The organism is Thermomicrobiales bacterium (assembly GCA_041390825.1).
Classification (GTDB): domain Bacteria; phylum Chloroflexota; class Chloroflexia; order Thermomicrobiales; family UBA6265; genus JAMLHN01.
Genome location: JAWKPF010000027.1, coordinates 1 through 16,000, shown reverse-complemented (window position 1 = coordinate 16,000; position 16,000 = coordinate 1). Strand labels below are relative to the sequence as shown.

13 protein-coding genes, 1 other RNA gene and 1 pseudogene are annotated in these 16,000 nt (G+C 61.8%); 9 read left to right on the top strand and 6 right to left on the bottom strand.

The annotated features are described in order from the left end of the window. Nucleotides 1-7: 7 nt before the first annotated feature. Together R2855_14430 and R2855_14425 are read left to right on the top strand one after the other, a co-directional pair. The gene (locus R2855_14430) at nt 8-715 is read left to right on the top strand and encodes a PIG-L deacetylase family protein (GenBank protein MEZ4532199.1); all 708 of its coding nucleotides are present in this window, start codon (nt 8-10) and stop codon (nt 713-715) included. A 20-nt stretch (nt 716-735) separates the two neighbouring features. Then, a pseudogene (locus tag R2855_14425) lies at nt 736-1,764 on the top strand (galactokinase family protein). Nucleotides 1,765-1,939: 175 nt separating this feature from the next. On the opposite strand, the gene R2855_14420 reads toward R2855_14425, so the two are convergent. Next, nucleotides 1,940-2,887 carry a D-2-hydroxyacid dehydrogenase gene (locus R2855_14420; GenBank protein MEZ4532198.1) on the bottom strand — a complete coding sequence of 316 codons (948 nt, stop codon included), beginning with the start codon at nt 2,885-2,887 and terminating at the stop codon, nt 1,940-1,942. 22 nt (nt 2,888-2,909) lie between these two features. Then, nucleotides 2,910-3,950, bottom strand: coding sequence for a GTP 3',8-cyclase MoaA (gene moaA, locus R2855_14415; protein MEZ4532197.1), 1,041 nt, complete (start codon nt 3,948-3,950; stop codon nt 2,910-2,912). Nucleotides 3,951-4,068: 118 nt separating this feature from the next. Here moaA and R2855_14410 point away from each other — a divergent pair, with 118 nt between their 5' ends. Further along, on the top strand, nt 4,069-4,584 hold the full coding sequence (locus R2855_14410; GenBank protein ID MEZ4532196.1) for a deoxyuridine 5'-triphosphate nucleotidohydrolase: 516 nt from the start codon (nt 4,069-4,071) through the stop codon (nt 4,582-4,584). 63 nt (nt 4,585-4,647) lie between these two features. On the opposite strand, the gene R2855_14405 is transcribed toward R2855_14410, so the two are convergent. Then, the gene (locus tag R2855_14405; protein MEZ4532195.1) at nt 4,648-4,923 is read right to left on the bottom strand and encodes a hypothetical protein; all 276 of its coding nucleotides are present in this window, start codon (nt 4,921-4,923) and stop codon (nt 4,648-4,650) included. 141 nt (nt 4,924-5,064) lie between these two features. Here R2855_14405 and R2855_14400 point away from each other — a divergent pair, with 141 nt between their 5' ends. After that, complete coding sequence (locus R2855_14400; protein ID MEZ4532194.1) at nt 5,065-5,427, top strand: 2Fe-2S iron-sulfur cluster-binding protein; 363 nt, start codon at nt 5,065-5,067, stop codon at nt 5,425-5,427. 33 nt (nt 5,428-5,460) lie between these two features. Next, nucleotides 5,461-5,723: signal recognition particle sRNA large type (gene ffs, locus R2855_14395), an RNA gene on the top strand. Between the two features lie 76 nt (nt 5,724-5,799). On the opposite strand, the gene R2855_14390 is transcribed toward ffs, so the two are convergent. The 3 genes from R2855_14390 to sdhA are packed head-to-tail and all read right to left on the bottom strand — an operon-like array spanning nt 5,800 to nt 8,764. Next, on the bottom strand, nt 5,800-6,306 hold the full coding sequence (locus R2855_14390) for a hypothetical protein (protein ID MEZ4532193.1): 507 nt from the start codon (nt 6,304-6,306) through the stop codon (nt 5,800-5,802). 1 nt (nt 6,307) lies between these two features. After that, complete coding sequence (locus tag R2855_14385) at nt 6,308-7,006, bottom strand: succinate dehydrogenase iron-sulfur subunit (protein MEZ4532192.1); 699 nt, start codon at nt 7,004-7,006, stop codon at nt 6,308-6,310. 27 nt (nt 7,007-7,033) lie between these two features. Next, a complete protein-coding gene (sdhA, locus tag R2855_14380; GenBank protein ID MEZ4532191.1) occupies nt 7,034-8,764 on the bottom strand; it encodes a succinate dehydrogenase flavoprotein subunit in 1,731 nt (576 codons plus the stop codon). A 200-nt stretch (nt 8,765-8,964) separates the two neighbouring features. Between sdhA and R2855_14375 the strand changes: the two genes are divergently transcribed. The 4 genes from R2855_14375 (at nt 8,965) to rho (ending at nt 15,904) form a co-directional block, all read left to right on the top strand. Continuing rightward, nucleotides 8,965-10,143, top strand: a complete 1,179-nt coding sequence (locus R2855_14375) for a M20/M25/M40 family metallo-hydrolase (protein ID MEZ4532190.1) — start codon at nt 8,965-8,967, stop codon at nt 10,141-10,143. 18 nt (nt 10,144-10,161) lie between these two features. Further along, nucleotides 10,162-12,819: a helicase C-terminal domain-containing protein gene (locus R2855_14370; GenBank protein ID MEZ4532189.1), complete on the top strand. Its 2,658-nt coding sequence runs from the start codon at nt 10,162-10,164 to the stop codon at nt 12,817-12,819. Nucleotides 12,820-12,873: 54 nt separating this feature from the next. After that, entirely contained in the window at nt 12,874-13,866 is a 993-nt protein-coding gene (gene glpX / locus R2855_14365; GenBank protein ID MEZ4532188.1) for a class II fructose-bisphosphatase, read from the top strand. 790 nt (nt 13,867-14,656) lie between these two features. Then, complete coding sequence (gene rho / locus R2855_14360; GenBank protein ID MEZ4532187.1) at nt 14,657-15,904, top strand: transcription termination factor Rho; 1,248 nt, start codon at nt 14,657-14,659, stop codon at nt 15,902-15,904. Nucleotides 15,905-16,000 lie beyond the last annotated feature (96 nt).

The window sequence follows — 16,000 nt, the reverse complement described above, 5'->3', positions numbered from 1 at the left end:
TTCTACGATGACCGACACACCACGATGGGACGAATGGGATACCTACATGTGGGTCGTTGCTCACCCCGATGACGCGGAGTTTTCATCGGCAGGAACGATCGCCCGACTGACTGCCAAGGGGAAAAAGGTCGTCATCATCCAGGTGACGTCGGGAGACAAGGGCACGCCAGATTCGAGCATTCCCGGCGATCAGTTGGCATCTGGCCGTGAGGTTGAAGAGCGCAATGCGGCCGATGTTCTGGGGGTGGCCGAGGTCGTCTATCTCCGGTGCACGGATGGCGAGCTGGTTCCCGATCTTGCGCTCCGCGAGAAGATCGTGCGGCAGATCAGAACGTTCAAGCCAGACGTCATCGTGAGCCACGATCCATATCGACCGTATGCGTTGCATCCGGACCATCGCGCGTGCGGGTTCGCTGCGATCGATGCGGTCTACCCAACCGCCCGCGATCCTCACTATTTCCCGGAGCATTTGGCTGACGGACTGGAGCCGCACAAAACGGCGGAAATCTGGTTCTTCAACGCCGAGCATCCCGACCTGGTCGTGGACATCACAGAAACGTTCGACACCAAGATCGCTTCCCTCAAGGAACATGGTTCCCAGGTGGGCGACGGAGTGGAAATGGCGAATCGGGTGCGTGAGCGAAACGCCGAAGTTGCCGCCGGTCAGGATTTCGAGCTGGCTGAGGCGTACAAAGTGGTGCAGATGCGGCGGTGATCCGCCAAACGAGAGAGATCATGGTGTCGTCCTACGAAACCGATCTTCAGGTGACGGCCGAGCGAGCGCTTGCCGCTGCCCGCGCAACCTGGGGGCCAGACTGGTCGCCCACCCGGGTTGCCGTTGCTCCTGGCCGGATCGAGATACTTGGCAACCATGTCGACTACAACGGTGGCCCGGTGCTTGCGGCTGCCGTCGATCGCGCGACGGTCGTTCTCTCCGATGACGCCGACGAGCTGGCCGTTCTCTTCGCCGATTTTCCGGGTGAGGGACAGGTGGCCATCGATCCGAGCGAACAGGCGTTGACGCCAGCGAGTCCTGGTTCACCAACTGCGAGCGATTTCGTGCTGGGGGCAATTGCCCGTTCGCACGCGAAGGGCCGGGACATTCGTACCGGACGCGCCGTGGTTGCGACGTCGGTCCCCATTGGCTCGGGAATGAGTTCCTCAGCGGCGTTCTGTGTGGCGCTTTCGCTGGTGCTGAACCAGGATCCTCCGGATGGCGCCGAGCTCGTGTACGACGCTCAGGCTGCCGAAAACTGGACGGGCGTGCCGTGTGGCACGATGGATCAAGCCGCGTCGGTGTTCGGGCAGGTCATTCGCTATGAGGGGCCAGAGGGAACGACATCGATCGCTCCCGATCTGGGCGACTACTGCTTTGTCGTGGTCGGGTCTCGCGTCGAGCGGACACTCGGAACGTCGTCGTATCCGGAGCGGGTTCGTGAATGCGCCGAGGCCGTCGCGCTCCTGGAGAGGCATTGGAACCGGCCGATCGGCAATCTGGCGAGTGTGTCGCTGGCCGATCTCGAAGCGCTGGAGATCGGTGCGTTGCCAGCCCCGCTCGACGCGCGCGCACGTCATGTGGCGACCGAGATCGAGCGCGTGAATGCCGGCGAGGCGGCCATGGGAAACCGCGACTGGACAGCCTTTGGTGAATTGATGAATGCCTCAGGAGCATCATCTGCCGGGGACTATGCCATCAGCCACCCGCAGGTCGAGGCTCTGGTGGCGGTAATGAAATCGGTCCCTGGGGTTGTGGGCGCGCGCATGATGGGCGGAGGGAGGGCGGTTCCGCGCTTGCGCTCCTGCAGCGTGATGCGCTGGACGCGTTACGTCGCGCGGTCGAGGAGTTCTTTCAGGACGAGCGCGCGGATGCGGAGATCGTGCCGCTTTCGTTCGCGCCCGGCGCCAGGCTGCTCACTCAGGAAGAGATCGCGCTCCTGGTTCAGTAGCCGAGATCGTAGTCGACGAGGTTCTCGAGCGGTTCTCCCGCAAGATAGTGGGCGATGTTCGCGCGCAGGATTCGCCCTCCACGTTGCCAATAGTACGGAGTCCGCCCGGATGTGTGACCCGTGATGAAGACGTTCGGGGCCGACCAGAGGCGATGTCCTTTGGGCAACGGTTCAGGATCGGAGACGTCGATTCCGGCGCCACCGAGATGGCCGGACTCGAGCGCCTCGATCAGCGCGTCGGTGTTCAAAATCGGGCCGCGCCCGACGTTGTAGATGACTGCCCCACGTTTCATCAGAGCGAGACGTCGGGCGTCGAACAGATTCAGGGTCTCGGGGGTGAGCGGTATGCCAATCACCACATGGTCGGCATTCGGTAGCGCGGCATCGAGCTCATCGATCGTGTGATACCGCACCCCTTCGATGAACGTTGCGCGGCGGTTTCGCCCCACAACCTCGACCTCGATCCCCATGCCGAGCGCTTTGGTGGTGAGCGCCCGACCAATGTTCCCCGCGCCAAGGATGAGCGCGCGCGAGCCCGACAGCTCCCTCACCGTGAAGTGGTCATCGTCGAGCGACCAGTGCTGCTCGTCCTGCGCGTGCACCAGGCGCGGGAAGTTGCGCGCGATGGCGATCATCATGCCGATCACATGCTCGGCGATGTTGTTGGCGTGAACGCCGCGGTTGTTCGTGAGAAGGATCCCGCGCGCCTGAAGCGCATCGAGCGGGGCATGGTCGACACCAGCGCCGATCCATTGCACCCAGCGCAAATTGGGCGCGGCGTCGATTTCTGCGGGAGACAATGCCCAGGTAACGACGGCGTCGACATCCCCAAGCGGTGTCGGTGCGTGAAACGCGTCTGGCGCCTGAATGAATTCGATGGAAGGAAACTCGGCCTGGAAAGATTCGAGCACGCCGGGCGGAAGGTCGAAGCGGATCATCATGCGCCGCAAGGGCGCCCTGTCGCTATCCGCCGATTTGTGACATTCCTCGACCAATGTTCAGATCCCCTTCTGCCAGACCGTGGCCCCAGGGTTTGCGCCAGATACCCGCGCGCAATCGAAGGAGCAACGCTTCGTCGGAGGCTCCATTGCGCATTTCCTCGCGGAAGTCGATCTCATCGTTCCGCAAGAGGCAGAGGCGCAGCTTGCCATCCGCGGTCAACCGTACACGATTGCAGAACTGGCAGAACGGCTCCGATACCGGAGAGATGAATCCAATCGTGCCGCGAGCGCCGGGCAATTGCCAGAGCCGTGCCGGGTCAGATGGGTTCGAATCGACTGGTCTCAGCGCTCCATAGTGATATTCGAGCCGCGCTTTGGTTTCTTCAGTCGTGACCAGACCCTCATCGTAGACCATCCCGACGCCTTCCATCGGCATGATCTCGAGGAAGCGCACCTCCCAGGGTTTGTCGATGCTGAGCGCGGCCATATCGATGACTTCTTGCTCGTTCTGGCCGCGGACGACCACCGTGTTGAGCTTGATGGGTCCGATGCCGACGCGTTCTGCCTCTTCGATGCCAGCGAGCACCAGATCGAGTCTGCCGCCACGCGTCATGAACTTGAATCGCACCGGATCGAGCGTGTCGATCGAGACATTGATACGGTCGAGTCCGGCCTCGCGAAGATCCGCCGCCATGCGCGGGAGGAGCAGACCGTTCGTCGTCATCGAGATTTCCTCGATGCCGGGGAACGCCTTCATCTCCCGGATGAGATCTTCGACGTGTGGGCGAATCGTCGGCTCGCCGCCGGTAAGCCGGAGCTTGGTGAAACCGGATTGCGCGAAGAGACCGACGAGGCGCAACAACTCTTCATCCGTCAGCAACTCTTCCCGTGGCTGGAACTTCATGCCTGTTGCCGGCATGCAATAGACACAGCGGAAGTTGCATCGATCGGTCAGCGAGATGCGCAGATAGGTCATCTGGCGTCCATAGGCGTCGAACGCGCCCCTGGGTGAGCCTGATGGCGCGGAAACTGCGCTCCTGGGTTGAATCTGGATTGTCTGCACGTGCTGCACGCTCCTTCGCGTATCGCATGGCCAGTACCCGAGTAGCCAAGTATTGACTATGCACCACTACAGTATCATCGTTCGGGATATCGGACAATCGACAAGAGGGGGACAGGAATTGGGAGCGGTTCTTAGCTCGAAGGAGATTCGCGCGCTAATCGAGTCGGATTCGCCGCTCTTCAGCGATTTCGCTGATCTGGATTCCCAGGTTCAGGCGAATGGTTTCGATCTGACGCTGGCGGAAGTGCGCGGGTTTGCAGGCGCCGGTACGATTGGAGTCGACAACGCCGATCGAGTCTTGCCCGACCTCGAACCGATCGAACCCGACGAGCACGGGTTTTTCGTGTTGTCGCCAGGTCCTTATCACATCACCTATGCGGAAACGGTCAGTCTGCCCAAAGACCTGATGGCGCTCGGGCGCCCGCGTTCGAGCCTCACCCGGAGCGGGGTCGCGATCCACACTGCTGTCTGGGACGCCGGGTATTCAGGACGGTCCACGTCACTGCTCGTGGTGTCCAATCCGGCCGGGTTTCGTGTGCAACGTGGGGCGCGCGTGGCGCAACTGGTGTTCATCCAGCTCTCCACCGCAGACGACGTGGGGTATCAGGGCATCTATCAGGGAGAAAATCGTTAGGAATGGCGCGAACCCCGGCGCCATGCCGGGGTCCGAGCGTTCGATTCTTGTTGCTGATTCGTGTTACCGGTCGTTCGGCCGCGCGTAGACCGGGCGGGCAGGAATATCGGTGCCTCCGGGAACCTGCGCCTTGCGGCGGATGACCTCGACGGTCTGATTGCACTTGTCCACCGGACAGAAATAGATGTAGGTGTAGTCCTCTTCGGTTTGCCAGCGGAAGCGCGCCGGCTGTCCGATGATCCCACGCAATCGCATTTCGATCTTGTGGTCCGGGCAGCGTGGCGTGTCAGACTCTTGCGCCTGCCGGCGAAGCGCCCAGTTGACGTACTTCATAACCATGTTGGACGTTCTCCCTGGCAGTGCAACCCACGTCTTTCCTGTCACTGGCCAAAGTATACGATTCTGTCTTCCCCGACACGATCGAACGTTTGGTAGGCTTCCGGACACCTATTGGCAGTCGAGCTACTGGGAGGGAGCACAGTGCCTGTCGTTACCGTGGAAGGTTTCTCCGAACCGATCGTCACCGAGCCGGGCCGCCGGCTGGTGCTGGCGATCGAGGATGCGGGAATCGATATCTTGCATCGTTGTGGCGGCAACGCGCGCTGCACGACGTGCCGGGTCGAAATCCTGTCTGGCGACCCAGGACCCATGACCGAACCGGAAATTGCGCGACTATCGCGCGTGGAAGATCGGACACCGTCGATGCGGCTGTCGTGCCAGGTGCAAGTGAACGACGATTTGTCCGTGCGGGTGCTTCGCCGGTTGCGCGACTTTCCCGATATGTCCGATCCGGGACCCGAACCGATCGAATGGCCGGCGGATGGTCCGCTCCCGCCGGAGTAGGGCAGCCAACGCAGATGGTAGAATTCCCGCTGGTCGTGCTAGATGGGGAGCTAGCGGTGCCCTGTACCCGCAACCCGCTTAGCGGGGTCGAATTCCCTCTCGAGGTCCGGCTCTGTGGGACTGGCGACGCCACGTGGTGTTGAAGGCCGGGTCCCGCGCGGCGAGGCACTGTGAACCAGGTCAGGACCGGAAGGTAGCAGCCTTAAGCGGATCGCCTCGGGTGACGCGGGGATGCCCCGCCGGAGCAAACGAGCGCCGAAAAGCCGGAGGGTCGCCGATCGACAGAGGGTGCACGACCAGTCCCCTCGATATCGGACATGAGCAACGGTCCGCGGGAGTTCCGCGGACCGTTCTCATTTTCTCTTCGGTTTCCTACCGGCGACGTCGCCTTACGGGTCGTGGCGGCCGCGTGTCGGCCGCGCCAGCATATGGCTTTTCCCGCGCCACCGCGCTCGCTCCGGCGTGACCGCTGCTCCGTGCAAACTGCCGGCGACGCTGCTGTTCGTCATATTGGGCCTTGAGCGCCGGATAGTGGGTCTTGTAGTCCCAAATCGCGTAGACGATCAAGACGATGATTGCCAGCAGCGTCAGCCAAAGCCAGAATCGCCGCGCGAATCCGAACGGGTTGATCTGTAGCCAGCGAATCAGAAAGAAAAACAGTCCGAGACCGAAGATCACGATCGCGATACCGGCCCACTTGCGTGCCATCCGGTGCAGGACCGGATCATCGAACCACTGCTTTGCCCATCCGTTGTAGACGACGATAGAGACGATGAACCCTGCGATGAAGAGAATGAGATAGGCGATGGAAAACGTGCCGAAGACCTCATCGGGTCCCGGAACGGTGCGCATGTAGTCCCAACTGAATGGATTGTCCATTTCAGTACGTCTCGGTCAGCAATGCGCGCTTCACTTCCTCGATCGCCTTGGTGACTTCGATATCACGCGGGCAAGCATCGGTGCAGTTGAAGACGGTACGGCATCGCCAAACTCCCGAGCGTTGGTTGAGAATGCGCAACCGTTCGCGCCCGCCCTGGTCACGGCTATCGAAAATGAACCGATGAGCGTTGACGATTGCCGCCGGTCCGACAAATTCTTTGTTGGTCCAGGTGATGGGGCACGATGTGGTGCACGACGCGCACAGAATGCACTTGGTCGTGTCTTCGAATCGGTCCCGGTCCTCCGGGGACTGTCGCCGTTCGGCAGCAGGATCTTCGTCGTGCGTGATCAGATACGGCTTGATCGACTTGTAACCGGCGAAGAAGCTGTCCATGTCGACGACCAGGTCCTTGATGACCGAGAAGCCGAGCAATGGTTCGATCGTGACACGGTCGCCGACCTCGCCCATGAGCACCTTGCAGGCGAGGCGATTGCGGCCGTTGATGCGCATGGCGTCAGAACCGCAGATTCCATGCGCGCATGAGCGCCGATAGGTCAGCGTGCCATCCTCGTGCCACTTGACCTTGTTGAGCGCGTCGAGCACGCGATCGGTTTTTTCCGCTTCGACGGTGTATTCCCGAAAGACCGGCTTGTCGTCGATCTCGGGGTTATAGCGTTTGATTCGGAGCGTGACCTCCACCGGCTGTCCCTTTCCTCTGGCTTGCGCCTAGTAGACCCGCTCTTTCGGCTCGAATGTCGTGATGGTCACTGGCTTCTTCGTCAGCTCCAGCTCATCACCGCGCCTGGTGATCACGCTGTGCGCAAGCCAGTTGGCATCGTCGCGCTTCTCGAAGTCGGTTCGATAGTGCGCTCCCCGGCTCTCCTCACGCGCGAGCGCGCCGACGACGATCGCCTCCGCGAGGTCGATCATGTAGCCCAGTTCGAGCGCTTCGGTAAGGTCGGTGTTGAATACCTCACCTTTGTCCTGCACCGAGGCACGTGCGTACGCCTCGCGCAGGTCCTTCACCTCCGCCAGCGCTTCCGACATGCCGTCCGCGTTTCGGACGACGGAAACCTTGTCCATCATCACTTCCTGCAGCCGGCTGCGGATATCGGCCGGGTTTTCACCCTTGGGACGTGCAAGCACCTCGGCAATCTGCTCCCGGGCAAAGAGATCGGGATTCTCGGGCATGTCCGGCAGTGACGCCTTGTGCACGAACTCGAGCATGCTGCGGCCGCCTCGTCGTCCGAAAACGATCAGGTCGACCAGCGAATTCGTTCCCAGCCGGTTGGCGCCGTGCACCGAGACGCAGGCAGACTCACCGGCGGCATAGAGGCCGGGAATCACGGTGCCGTTCGCATCGGCGATGACGCGCCCATCGAGATCGGTCGGCAATCCGCCCATGGCGTAGTGGGCCGTCGGCTGAATCGGCACCGGTTCTTTCTTTGGCTCGACGCCGAGATAGGTGCGCGCGAAATCGGTCACGTCTGGCAACTTGGCGTCGATGACCTCTGGCGGGAGGTGGCTCAAGTCCAGATGAACGTAGTCCTTGCCGTCGATCCCGCGACCCGCCTTGACCTCCTCATAGATAAAGCGGGAGACCATATCGCGCGGGGCGAGGTCTTTCATGGTTGGGGCGTAGCGTGCCGCGAAGGCTTCGCCCTCGTTGTTGCGCAAGATGCCACCTTCACCACGCGCCGCTTCCGACAGGAGGATTCCGAGCTTGTAGAGTCCGGTGGGATGGAACTGGTAGAACTCCATGTCCATGACCGGCACGCCACGCCGGAACGGGATCGCAATCCCGTCGCCGGTTCCCGCCATTGCGTTGGATGTGATCTTGAAGACGCGCCCGAACCCGCCAGTGGCGATCATGACCGCTTTCGAATGCAGCACATGAATCTCGCCGGTTTTCATCTCGCGGGTCACGACGCCACAGCACTCGCCATCCTTGCTGAAGAGGACATCCAGCAGGAACTCTTCGTCCCGGAAGGTGACGTTGTGCTTGATTCCCTGCTGATAGAGCGTCTGGATGATCATGTGGCCGGTGCGGTCGGCCGAGAAGCATGCGCGCCGCACGGGGCCCTCGCCGAAGTTGCGGGAGTGACCGCCGAATCGGCGCTGGTCGATCAGCCCGTCCGCCGTGCGATTGAACGGCAGACCCATATGCTCGAGTTCATAAACCGCGTCGATGGCGTCACGCGCCAGGATTGCAGCGGCATCCTGGTCGACCAGATAGTCGCCACCTTTCACGGTGTCGAACATGTGCCATTCCCAGTGGTCTTCTTCGGTGTTGCCGAGCGCAGCGGCAACCCCGCCCTGGGCGGCTCCGGTGTGCGATCGGGGAGGATAGAGCTTGCTGACGACCGCGACATTCGCGCGTCCCGCCATTTGAATAGCGGTCATCAATCCGGCGCCACCGGCGCCAACGATCACCGCATCGTATCGGTGATAGCTCATGCTGCTTCCCCCGGCCAGCCCGCATTGCTGGCGACGTTATCGACCGCGCACGTACCCGATCGTGTCCGCGTACTGCTAAGTATCTCTTGGAAAGCGATCTGGCGCATCGTTGTTCCAGGAGTTCATGACCCGTCGGATATACTTGGCTCACCCACGAATCACGTTGGTCGATTGTCACAAGCTTCGTAGAAAGACACTTCATGGCGCGGAGCGCTCAGCTTACTCCGGTGGTGCACGGAGACATCGGAGCCGCGCTCTACCGGGTTGCGGAGCAATTCGCGCCTCGCGTGCTTGCGCTTGCAGAGGAACTTGCCGCAGTTCCAGCGCCGACCGGCGACGAGATGCGCCGCTCCGATGTCGTGCGCAGCATGATGGAGTCGCTGCCGTTCGACCAGATCGAAACCGATGAAATCGGCGATGTTGTTGGCCGGATGCAGGGACTGTCCGAGCAGCCGCGCCTCCTGATTGCGGCCCATCTGGATACGGTCTTTCCGATCGGCACCCCGCTCGTCATCTCGAATGACCAGGAGCGCTCATATGGGCCGGGTATTGGCGACAATTGTCTCGGCATCGCGGCGGTGTTGTTGATACCGTCGATGCTGGAGGCTGCTGGCATGCGGCCCGATGTCGATCTCCTCATCACTGGCAATGTCGGAGAGGAAGGGTTGGGAAATCTGCGCGGCATGATTGCCGTGATGGACGCGCATCCCGAAGTCGGCGCGGTCATAGCAGTCGAAGGCCACAACCTTGGCCGAGTCACGCACATCGCGGTGGGAAGCAAACGGTATCGGGTCACGGTCGAGGGGCCCGGCGGGCACTCCTGGGGCGATTTCGGCAAACGAAATGCCATTCAGGCCGCCGCGGGCATCATTGGGGAACTGGACCAGATCGAACTTCCGGGCTCCCCGAAAACCACGTTGAATATCGGAACGATTCAGGGCGGAATTTCGGTCAACACGATCGCGCCGAGCTGCACCTTCCTGATCGACCTTCGCTCGGTCGATGCCGACGCACTCACGACACTCGATCGGCGAGTCGCCACGATCCTGAAGCGCAAGCGGAAAGAGATCTCGGTCCACGTCGAGCTGCTCGGCGCGCGCCCTGCGGGCCAGGTGGAGCCGAATTCGCGCATCACCCGAATTGCCAGCGCCATTCTCGAATCGATGGGTTTGACCCCAACCGGCGATGCCTCCAGCACTGACGCGAACATCCCGATCAGCCGCGGAATTCCATCGGTGTGCATTGGGCTCACAACTGGCGGAAACGTGCACAAGGAAGACGAGTACATCGATCGGGAGCCCGTCGCGCGCGGGATCTACCAACTGCTCGGGCTCAGTGTTTCGGTGGCGGAAGAGCTCAGGTTCGGCCGGCTGACCTAGAACGGACAGCCACCGACGATGACCGTTCCCGCATTTGCGTTCCTCGCCGAAGACCGCGCCTCGAATGGGCTCAGAGTCGCGACCTTCTCTAGCCCAGACAGCATCGAGATCGAGGAGATTGGCGTCGGTCTCTCGCTCGACGAGCTTCGACACGTGCTCCGAGGGTTGGTTGTCATCGCGCCCGAAGCGGAGCGTATCGAGAATGCACTCGTTCCGCAGGGCTTCGTTGCTTTCTCCCCGATCGACTTTGATGCGTTCTCGGCGCTCTTTCCGTCCACCGAAGAGATCGAATCGACCGGGGATCAGTTCCTCGATCGGACCCGCTTTGTCGCCAGAAAGATCGATTGGCTCGTCGGACAAGGGGGTCCGTTTCTCCACCAGCTGGAGACCTGGGCGCTTTCCGGGCGTCCCGAGCTGCATGAGCTGTTCGCGACAGCTGCCGACTTGGCCGACGACGAACCGTCCACGGAGAACGCGCCGCGATCGGGGCGTGGGGGCGCGAGAGAACGATCGCCGCGCGGCAAGTCGACGCCGAGTGACGCCGTTCCACTCGACAAGGTGTTTGGAGATGGCGGCGGACTCGCTCAGAGCATTGCCGGGTACGAACATCGGGATGGCCAAGTGCGCATGGCGCATTCGGTGGCCGAGACGCTCGCGCACGATGGCGTGCTGCTCGTGGAGGCCGGCACCGGGATCGGGAAGTCGTTGGCCTACCTCGTGCCCGCAGCGCAATGGGCGCAGCAGCATGGCGAACCGGTCGTCGTTTCCACGTTCACGCGCGGGTTGCAGGAGCAACTGGTCACCAAGGACGTGCCGTTGGCCTCCGCGGCGCTGCAGGCGTGCGGCGGATCTGCTGTGCATGGAGTGGCCCTGAAAGGACGCTCCAATTACCTCTGCTTGCGACGCTGGATGAGCGAATCACGCTCGCCGAGCAGTGATGCCGCAATGGACAGCCTCAAGATCAAGATTGCGATTTGGCTCGAAACGACCGTCAGCGGTGATCGATCCGAGCTTTCGCTGACACCTGCCGAAGACCGCGCCTTTGGCACGCTCTCGGCGACCACAGACAACTGTCTGCAGACCGTATGCCGATCGTCCTTTGGGAACCGCTGCTTTTTCAATCGGTCGCGGCTCGAGGCGCAGCGGGCGAACATCATCGTGATGAATCACGCGCTGCTCTTCGCCAGCCTGGGCGAAGAGAACACGGTGCTTGGCTCGCTCGACAAGCTGATCATCGACGAAGCGCACCACATCGAGTCCGTAGCCACCAATCAGTACAGCTTCGCTGTGTCAGGTCCACGAGTCGACCGCGCGTTGAGCGATTACGCCGTTCTGCAAGGCACCTCGATCGTCGGTTGTTGCGGCCGTGCGGTCGAAGCCCTATCGAGCACGGGCGCATTGCACGCGAAACCGGCGAGCGCGCGCAAGGCGCTGGAGGTTCTTCGCGGTGCGGTTACGTCCGTGGAGCGCGGAAAGCACTGGGCCGAGCGCTTCTTCAGGACGGCCGCGCAATTCGTGGAAGAGAGCGACGAGAGTGGCCAGTACGCCGTGACGCGCCGCATTCTCGATTCCACGCGGGACCTCCCGAATTGGCAACTCCTGCTCGAGACATGGGAATCGCTGGATGCCGTCCTGGCGGAGATCATGCAATCCAGCCGTTGGTTGATCGGCGAACTTGGCGATGCCGCGGGTCAGGACGGGGCGCTCGAAAAGATCGAGCCGGCGCTGCTGGACCTCTCGATGTGGCGGCGAGAACTGGAGGAGATGCAATCGCGGTTGCGGGCGGTCGTTGCTGACCCCGAGCCGGGATTCGTCTACTGGCTTGCCGGGAGACGGAACTCTCCGGAGGCGTCGGTTTTCGGAGCTCCGCTCGAGATCGCCGATTTGATCGCCGACGAACTGCTGGCGCGAAGCAGCAGCACGGTCTTTGCCTCAGCGACATTGCGAAGCCAGGGGTCGTTTCACCTGATGCGCCAGCAACTCGGAATCAAGGACGCGGACGAACTGGTGTTGCCTTCGCCGTTCGACTACCGTCGCTCGACATTGCTGTATATCGCACGCGATGTTCCCGACCCGCGTCATGCCGACTACCTCGAAGCGGTCCGGGAAGCGATCGGCGGACTCGCCGATGCACTCGGAGGGCGCACACTGGCGCTGTTCACCTCTCATGCCGCGATCCGCGGGGTACATCAGCGGCTGCGGGATGAATTGCGTCCGAAAGGCATCTCTGTGCTCGCGCAGGACATCGACGGATCGCCGAACCAACTCGTGGAGCGAATGAAGCGCGATCCGCGTACGGTCGTGCTCGGGGTTGCCGCATTTTGGGAGGGTGTCGATGTTCCGGGGGACGAGTTGAGCGGATTGGTCGTCACCCGGCTGCCGTTCGATGTCCCGACCGATCCGCTGTTTGCCGCTCGGAGCGAGCAGTTCGAGCATCCATTCCAGCAGTACTCGCTGCCGAGAGCAGCGCTCAAGTTCCGGCAAGGATTTGGGCGACTGATTCGGACCGCCTCCGATCGTGGAATCGTTGCCGTCCTGGATAGCCGGATCTTCACGAAGAGCTATGGGACCACCTTCATTCGCGCTCTCCCGGAATGCACGGTGCGTCACGGCCCGGTTGCGGATCTCGGCATGGCGGCACGCGATTGGCTTCGTGTCGATCGTCAGGGCGAGTAAACTGCCTGAACTGAACAGAGCACGTGCCCAGCATCGACGGTGAGGTGGAACTGCATGTCCGATGTCATCGATAGAAACCTGGCTCTCGAGCTTGCTCGGGTGACCGAGTCGGCCGCGCTGGCATCAGCCGCATGGATGGGCAAAGGGGACAAGGAAGCTGCCGATCAAGCGGCGGTCGATGCCATGCGCTACTTCCTCGGCTCAGTCGAGATGGATGGCGTGGTCGTGATCGGCGAGGGCGCCAAAGACGAAGCGCCGATGCTCTACGTCGGCGAGCAGGTTGGCACTGGCCATGAGCCGAAGGTCGATATCGCGGTCGATCCGATCGATGGCACCCGTTTGCTGGCGAACGGAATGCCGAACGCGATCTCGGTGGTCGCGCTTGCTGACCGCGGCGCCATGTTCACGTGTGCCGACATTGCCTACATGCAGAAGATCGCGGTGGGTCGCGACGCGGCTGACGTGATCGATATCGATCTTTCCCCCACGGAGAACCTGGAACGCATTTCTCGCGCACTGCGCAAGCGAATCGAAGATCTCGTGGTCGTCATTCTCGATCGGCCTCGGCATGCCGAGCTCATTGCCGAAGTTCGCCAAGCTGGATCGCGAATCAAGTTGATTCCCGACGGAGACGTCGCTGGCGCAATCATGACGGCGATTCCAGGCACCGGCGTGGACGTTCTCATGGGGATCGGCGGGGCGCCAGAAGCCGTCGTTGCCGCGGCGGCGCTGACCTGTGTGGGTGGAGCTATCCAGGGGCGACTTTGGATTCGCAACGACGAGGAACGAGCCATCGTCGAGCGGGACAACATCGATATCTCCCGCAAGTTCGCAACCCGCGATCTGGTGAGCGGACGGAACATCTTCTTCTCGGCAACCGGCATCACAGACGGGGAACTGCTGCGCGGGATCCACTTGACCAGCACTGGCGCGACAACACAAACCCTGGTCATGCGCTCCGCATCGGGAACGGTGCGCAAGATCGATGCCGAGCACCGGATGGAGAAGCTGGATCAGCTTCGGACGCTTCGCCACACTGGTCGATGATCGGCAACGTGGACAGGGGACACGTGCCGGTAGCTGCGGCGCAACTCAGCCCACCCGAAGCCGAGGCGGTTCCGCGGCTCATACCTCCTTATCGGCGTCTCCCTTGACCTCGATATCTCGAACTTGCATCACATTTCGCTGTTGGTGAACTTGAGGACACCTGAATATCTGACATCCAGAACTCACAACAATTTGACGGTGAAAACGCCGTGTGGTAATCTTTTCACTACCCAACAGGCACCTATACCCCTGCCTGTGCGTGGGTTCCTTACTGGAGTCGAGTCCGCAACGGCGGATCATGTTCCGGCTTGTACCGACGGGCTATCGGTGCGCGCCATCAGACTCGAAGAGCATCCCACTGAACGCAATGCAGTTGTCGATAACACATTGTCCAAGTGCCCAAAACCTGCGCCCCGTGACTCCCGGGCGCCCCTCTACTTGATCGTAATGCCCGCCGGATTGCGTATTCCGGACGAGGCTGGGCTCTCCTGAGGAGGAGACCCGTATGTCCGATAACGGAGAAAACCTTATGGATCTGGAAGAGAACACTCCAGTCGCGACGCATGAAGGACCGCGGGGAGAAGAAGCGGTCGTCGAGTTCGACGCGACGAACGGTTCGGTCGACGAGAACGGTTCCGCCACCGAGGGTGAGCGAGACGGCGGGACCCGCAACGGGCGGTCACGCTCGCGAGAGGGCCGCAGCGGCCGCGGCAATCGTCGCAACCGCGACAACCGCTCGCGTGAGTATGCCGACGAGAGCCTCGAACCGCGCCCAGATGTCGGGCCGGCGTTGATCGTCTCCGAGCTGGAGACGATGCCGGAAGAGCAGTTGTATGAGCTCGCGCGCGAATACGAGGTTCAGGGCTACACACGCATCAAGCGGCCGGACCTGATCATTCGGCTGCTTCAGGCGCGCACCGAGCGCGAGGGCACCGTTTTCGGCGACGGCATCCTCGAAATTATCGAAGATGGATTTGGCTTCTTGCGGGGCGCGCGCTTGCTGCCGGGTCCGGATGACATCTATGTGTCGCAGTCGCAGATTCGCCGATTTGGCTTGCGCACCGGCGACCGCGTGTCGGGGCAGGTTCGTCCACCAAAAGACAACGAGAAGTTCTTCAGCTTGCTCCGTGTCGAGGCCGTCAATGGCGTCGATCCGGAAACTGCCCGCAAGCGTCCCGCGTTCGATTCGCTCACTCCCATCTTCCCCCTCGAGCTGATCGACCTGGAGACGCAACCGAACATTCTCTCCACCCGCGTCCTCAATCTCGTTGCGCCGATTGGACGCGGTCAGCGCGGATTGATCGTTTCGCCGCCGAAGGCCGGCAAGACCTTGCTGCTGAAGTCGATCGCCAACGGCATTTCCACCAACAACCCGGACGTGCATCTGATGGTCTGCCTCATCGGCGAACGCCCTGAGGAAGTGACCGACATGCGCCGCTCGGTCGATGGCGAGGTCATCTCGTCCACGTTCGACGAGCCGGTGGAGGATCACACCAAGGTTGCCGAGATGGCGCTGGAGCGAGCCAAGCGGCTGGTCGAGGGTGGCCGCGACGTGGTCATCCTGCTCGACTCGATTACCCGTCTTGCGCGCGCCTATAACCTGGCGGTGCCGCCAAGTGGCCGCACGCTCTCCGGTGGTATCGATCCGGTCGCGCTTTATCCGCCGAAGCGTTTCTTTGGCGCTGCGCGCAACATCGAGGGCGGCGGCAGCCTGACGATTGTCGCGACCTGTCTCATCGACACCGGCAGCCGCATGGACGACGTCATCTACGAAGAGTTCAAAGGCACCGGAAACATGGAGCTCCACCTGGACCGCAAGCTGGCCGAGCGGAGAATCTATCCTGCGATCGATATCCAGCGCTCCGGTACGCGACGCGAGGAGCTGCTGCTGGAGGACTCCAAGCTGCGCCAGGTCTGGACCATGCGACGCATGGTGGCCATGCTGGGCGGTACGGAAGGAACCGAGCTCGTTTTGGGTCGACTTGCCAAGACGCAGACGAACGACGAGTTCCTGGCGACGCTCAACAAGGACCTTTAGCCACTACTACGCGTGCGAATCTCGAAGACCGCCGGTCGGCAACGATCGGCGGTCTTGCTGTTGCATCAGGCAGTGCTGCTCAGAGCAGTGAGCGCT

Coding starts and splice junctions, on each gene's coding strand:
- R2855_14430 (MEZ4532199.1), top strand. CDS start 8: ATGACCGACACACCACGATGGGACGAATGGGATACCTACATGTGGGTC.
- R2855_14420 (MEZ4532198.1), bottom strand. CDS start 2,887: ATGATGATCCGCTTCGACCTTCCGCCCGGCGTGCTCGAATCTTTCCAG.
- R2855_14405 (MEZ4532195.1), bottom strand. CDS start 4,923: ATGGTTATGAAGTACGTCAACTGGGCGCTTCGCCGGCAGGCGCAAGAG.
- R2855_14390 (MEZ4532193.1), bottom strand. CDS start 6,306: ATGGACAATCCATTCAGTTGGGACTACATGCGCACCGTTCCGGGACCC.
- sdhA (MEZ4532191.1), bottom strand. CDS start 8,764: ATGAGCTATCACCGATACGATGCGGTGATCGTTGGCGCCGGTGGCGCC.
- R2855_14375 (MEZ4532190.1), top strand. CDS start 8,965: ATGGCGCGGAGCGCTCAGCTTACTCCGGTGGTGCACGGAGACATCGGA.
- R2855_14370 (MEZ4532189.1), top strand. CDS start 10,162: ATGACCGTTCCCGCATTTGCGTTCCTCGCCGAAGACCGCGCCTCGAAT.
- glpX (MEZ4532188.1), top strand. CDS start 12,874: ATGTCCGATGTCATCGATAGAAACCTGGCTCTCGAGCTTGCTCGGGTG.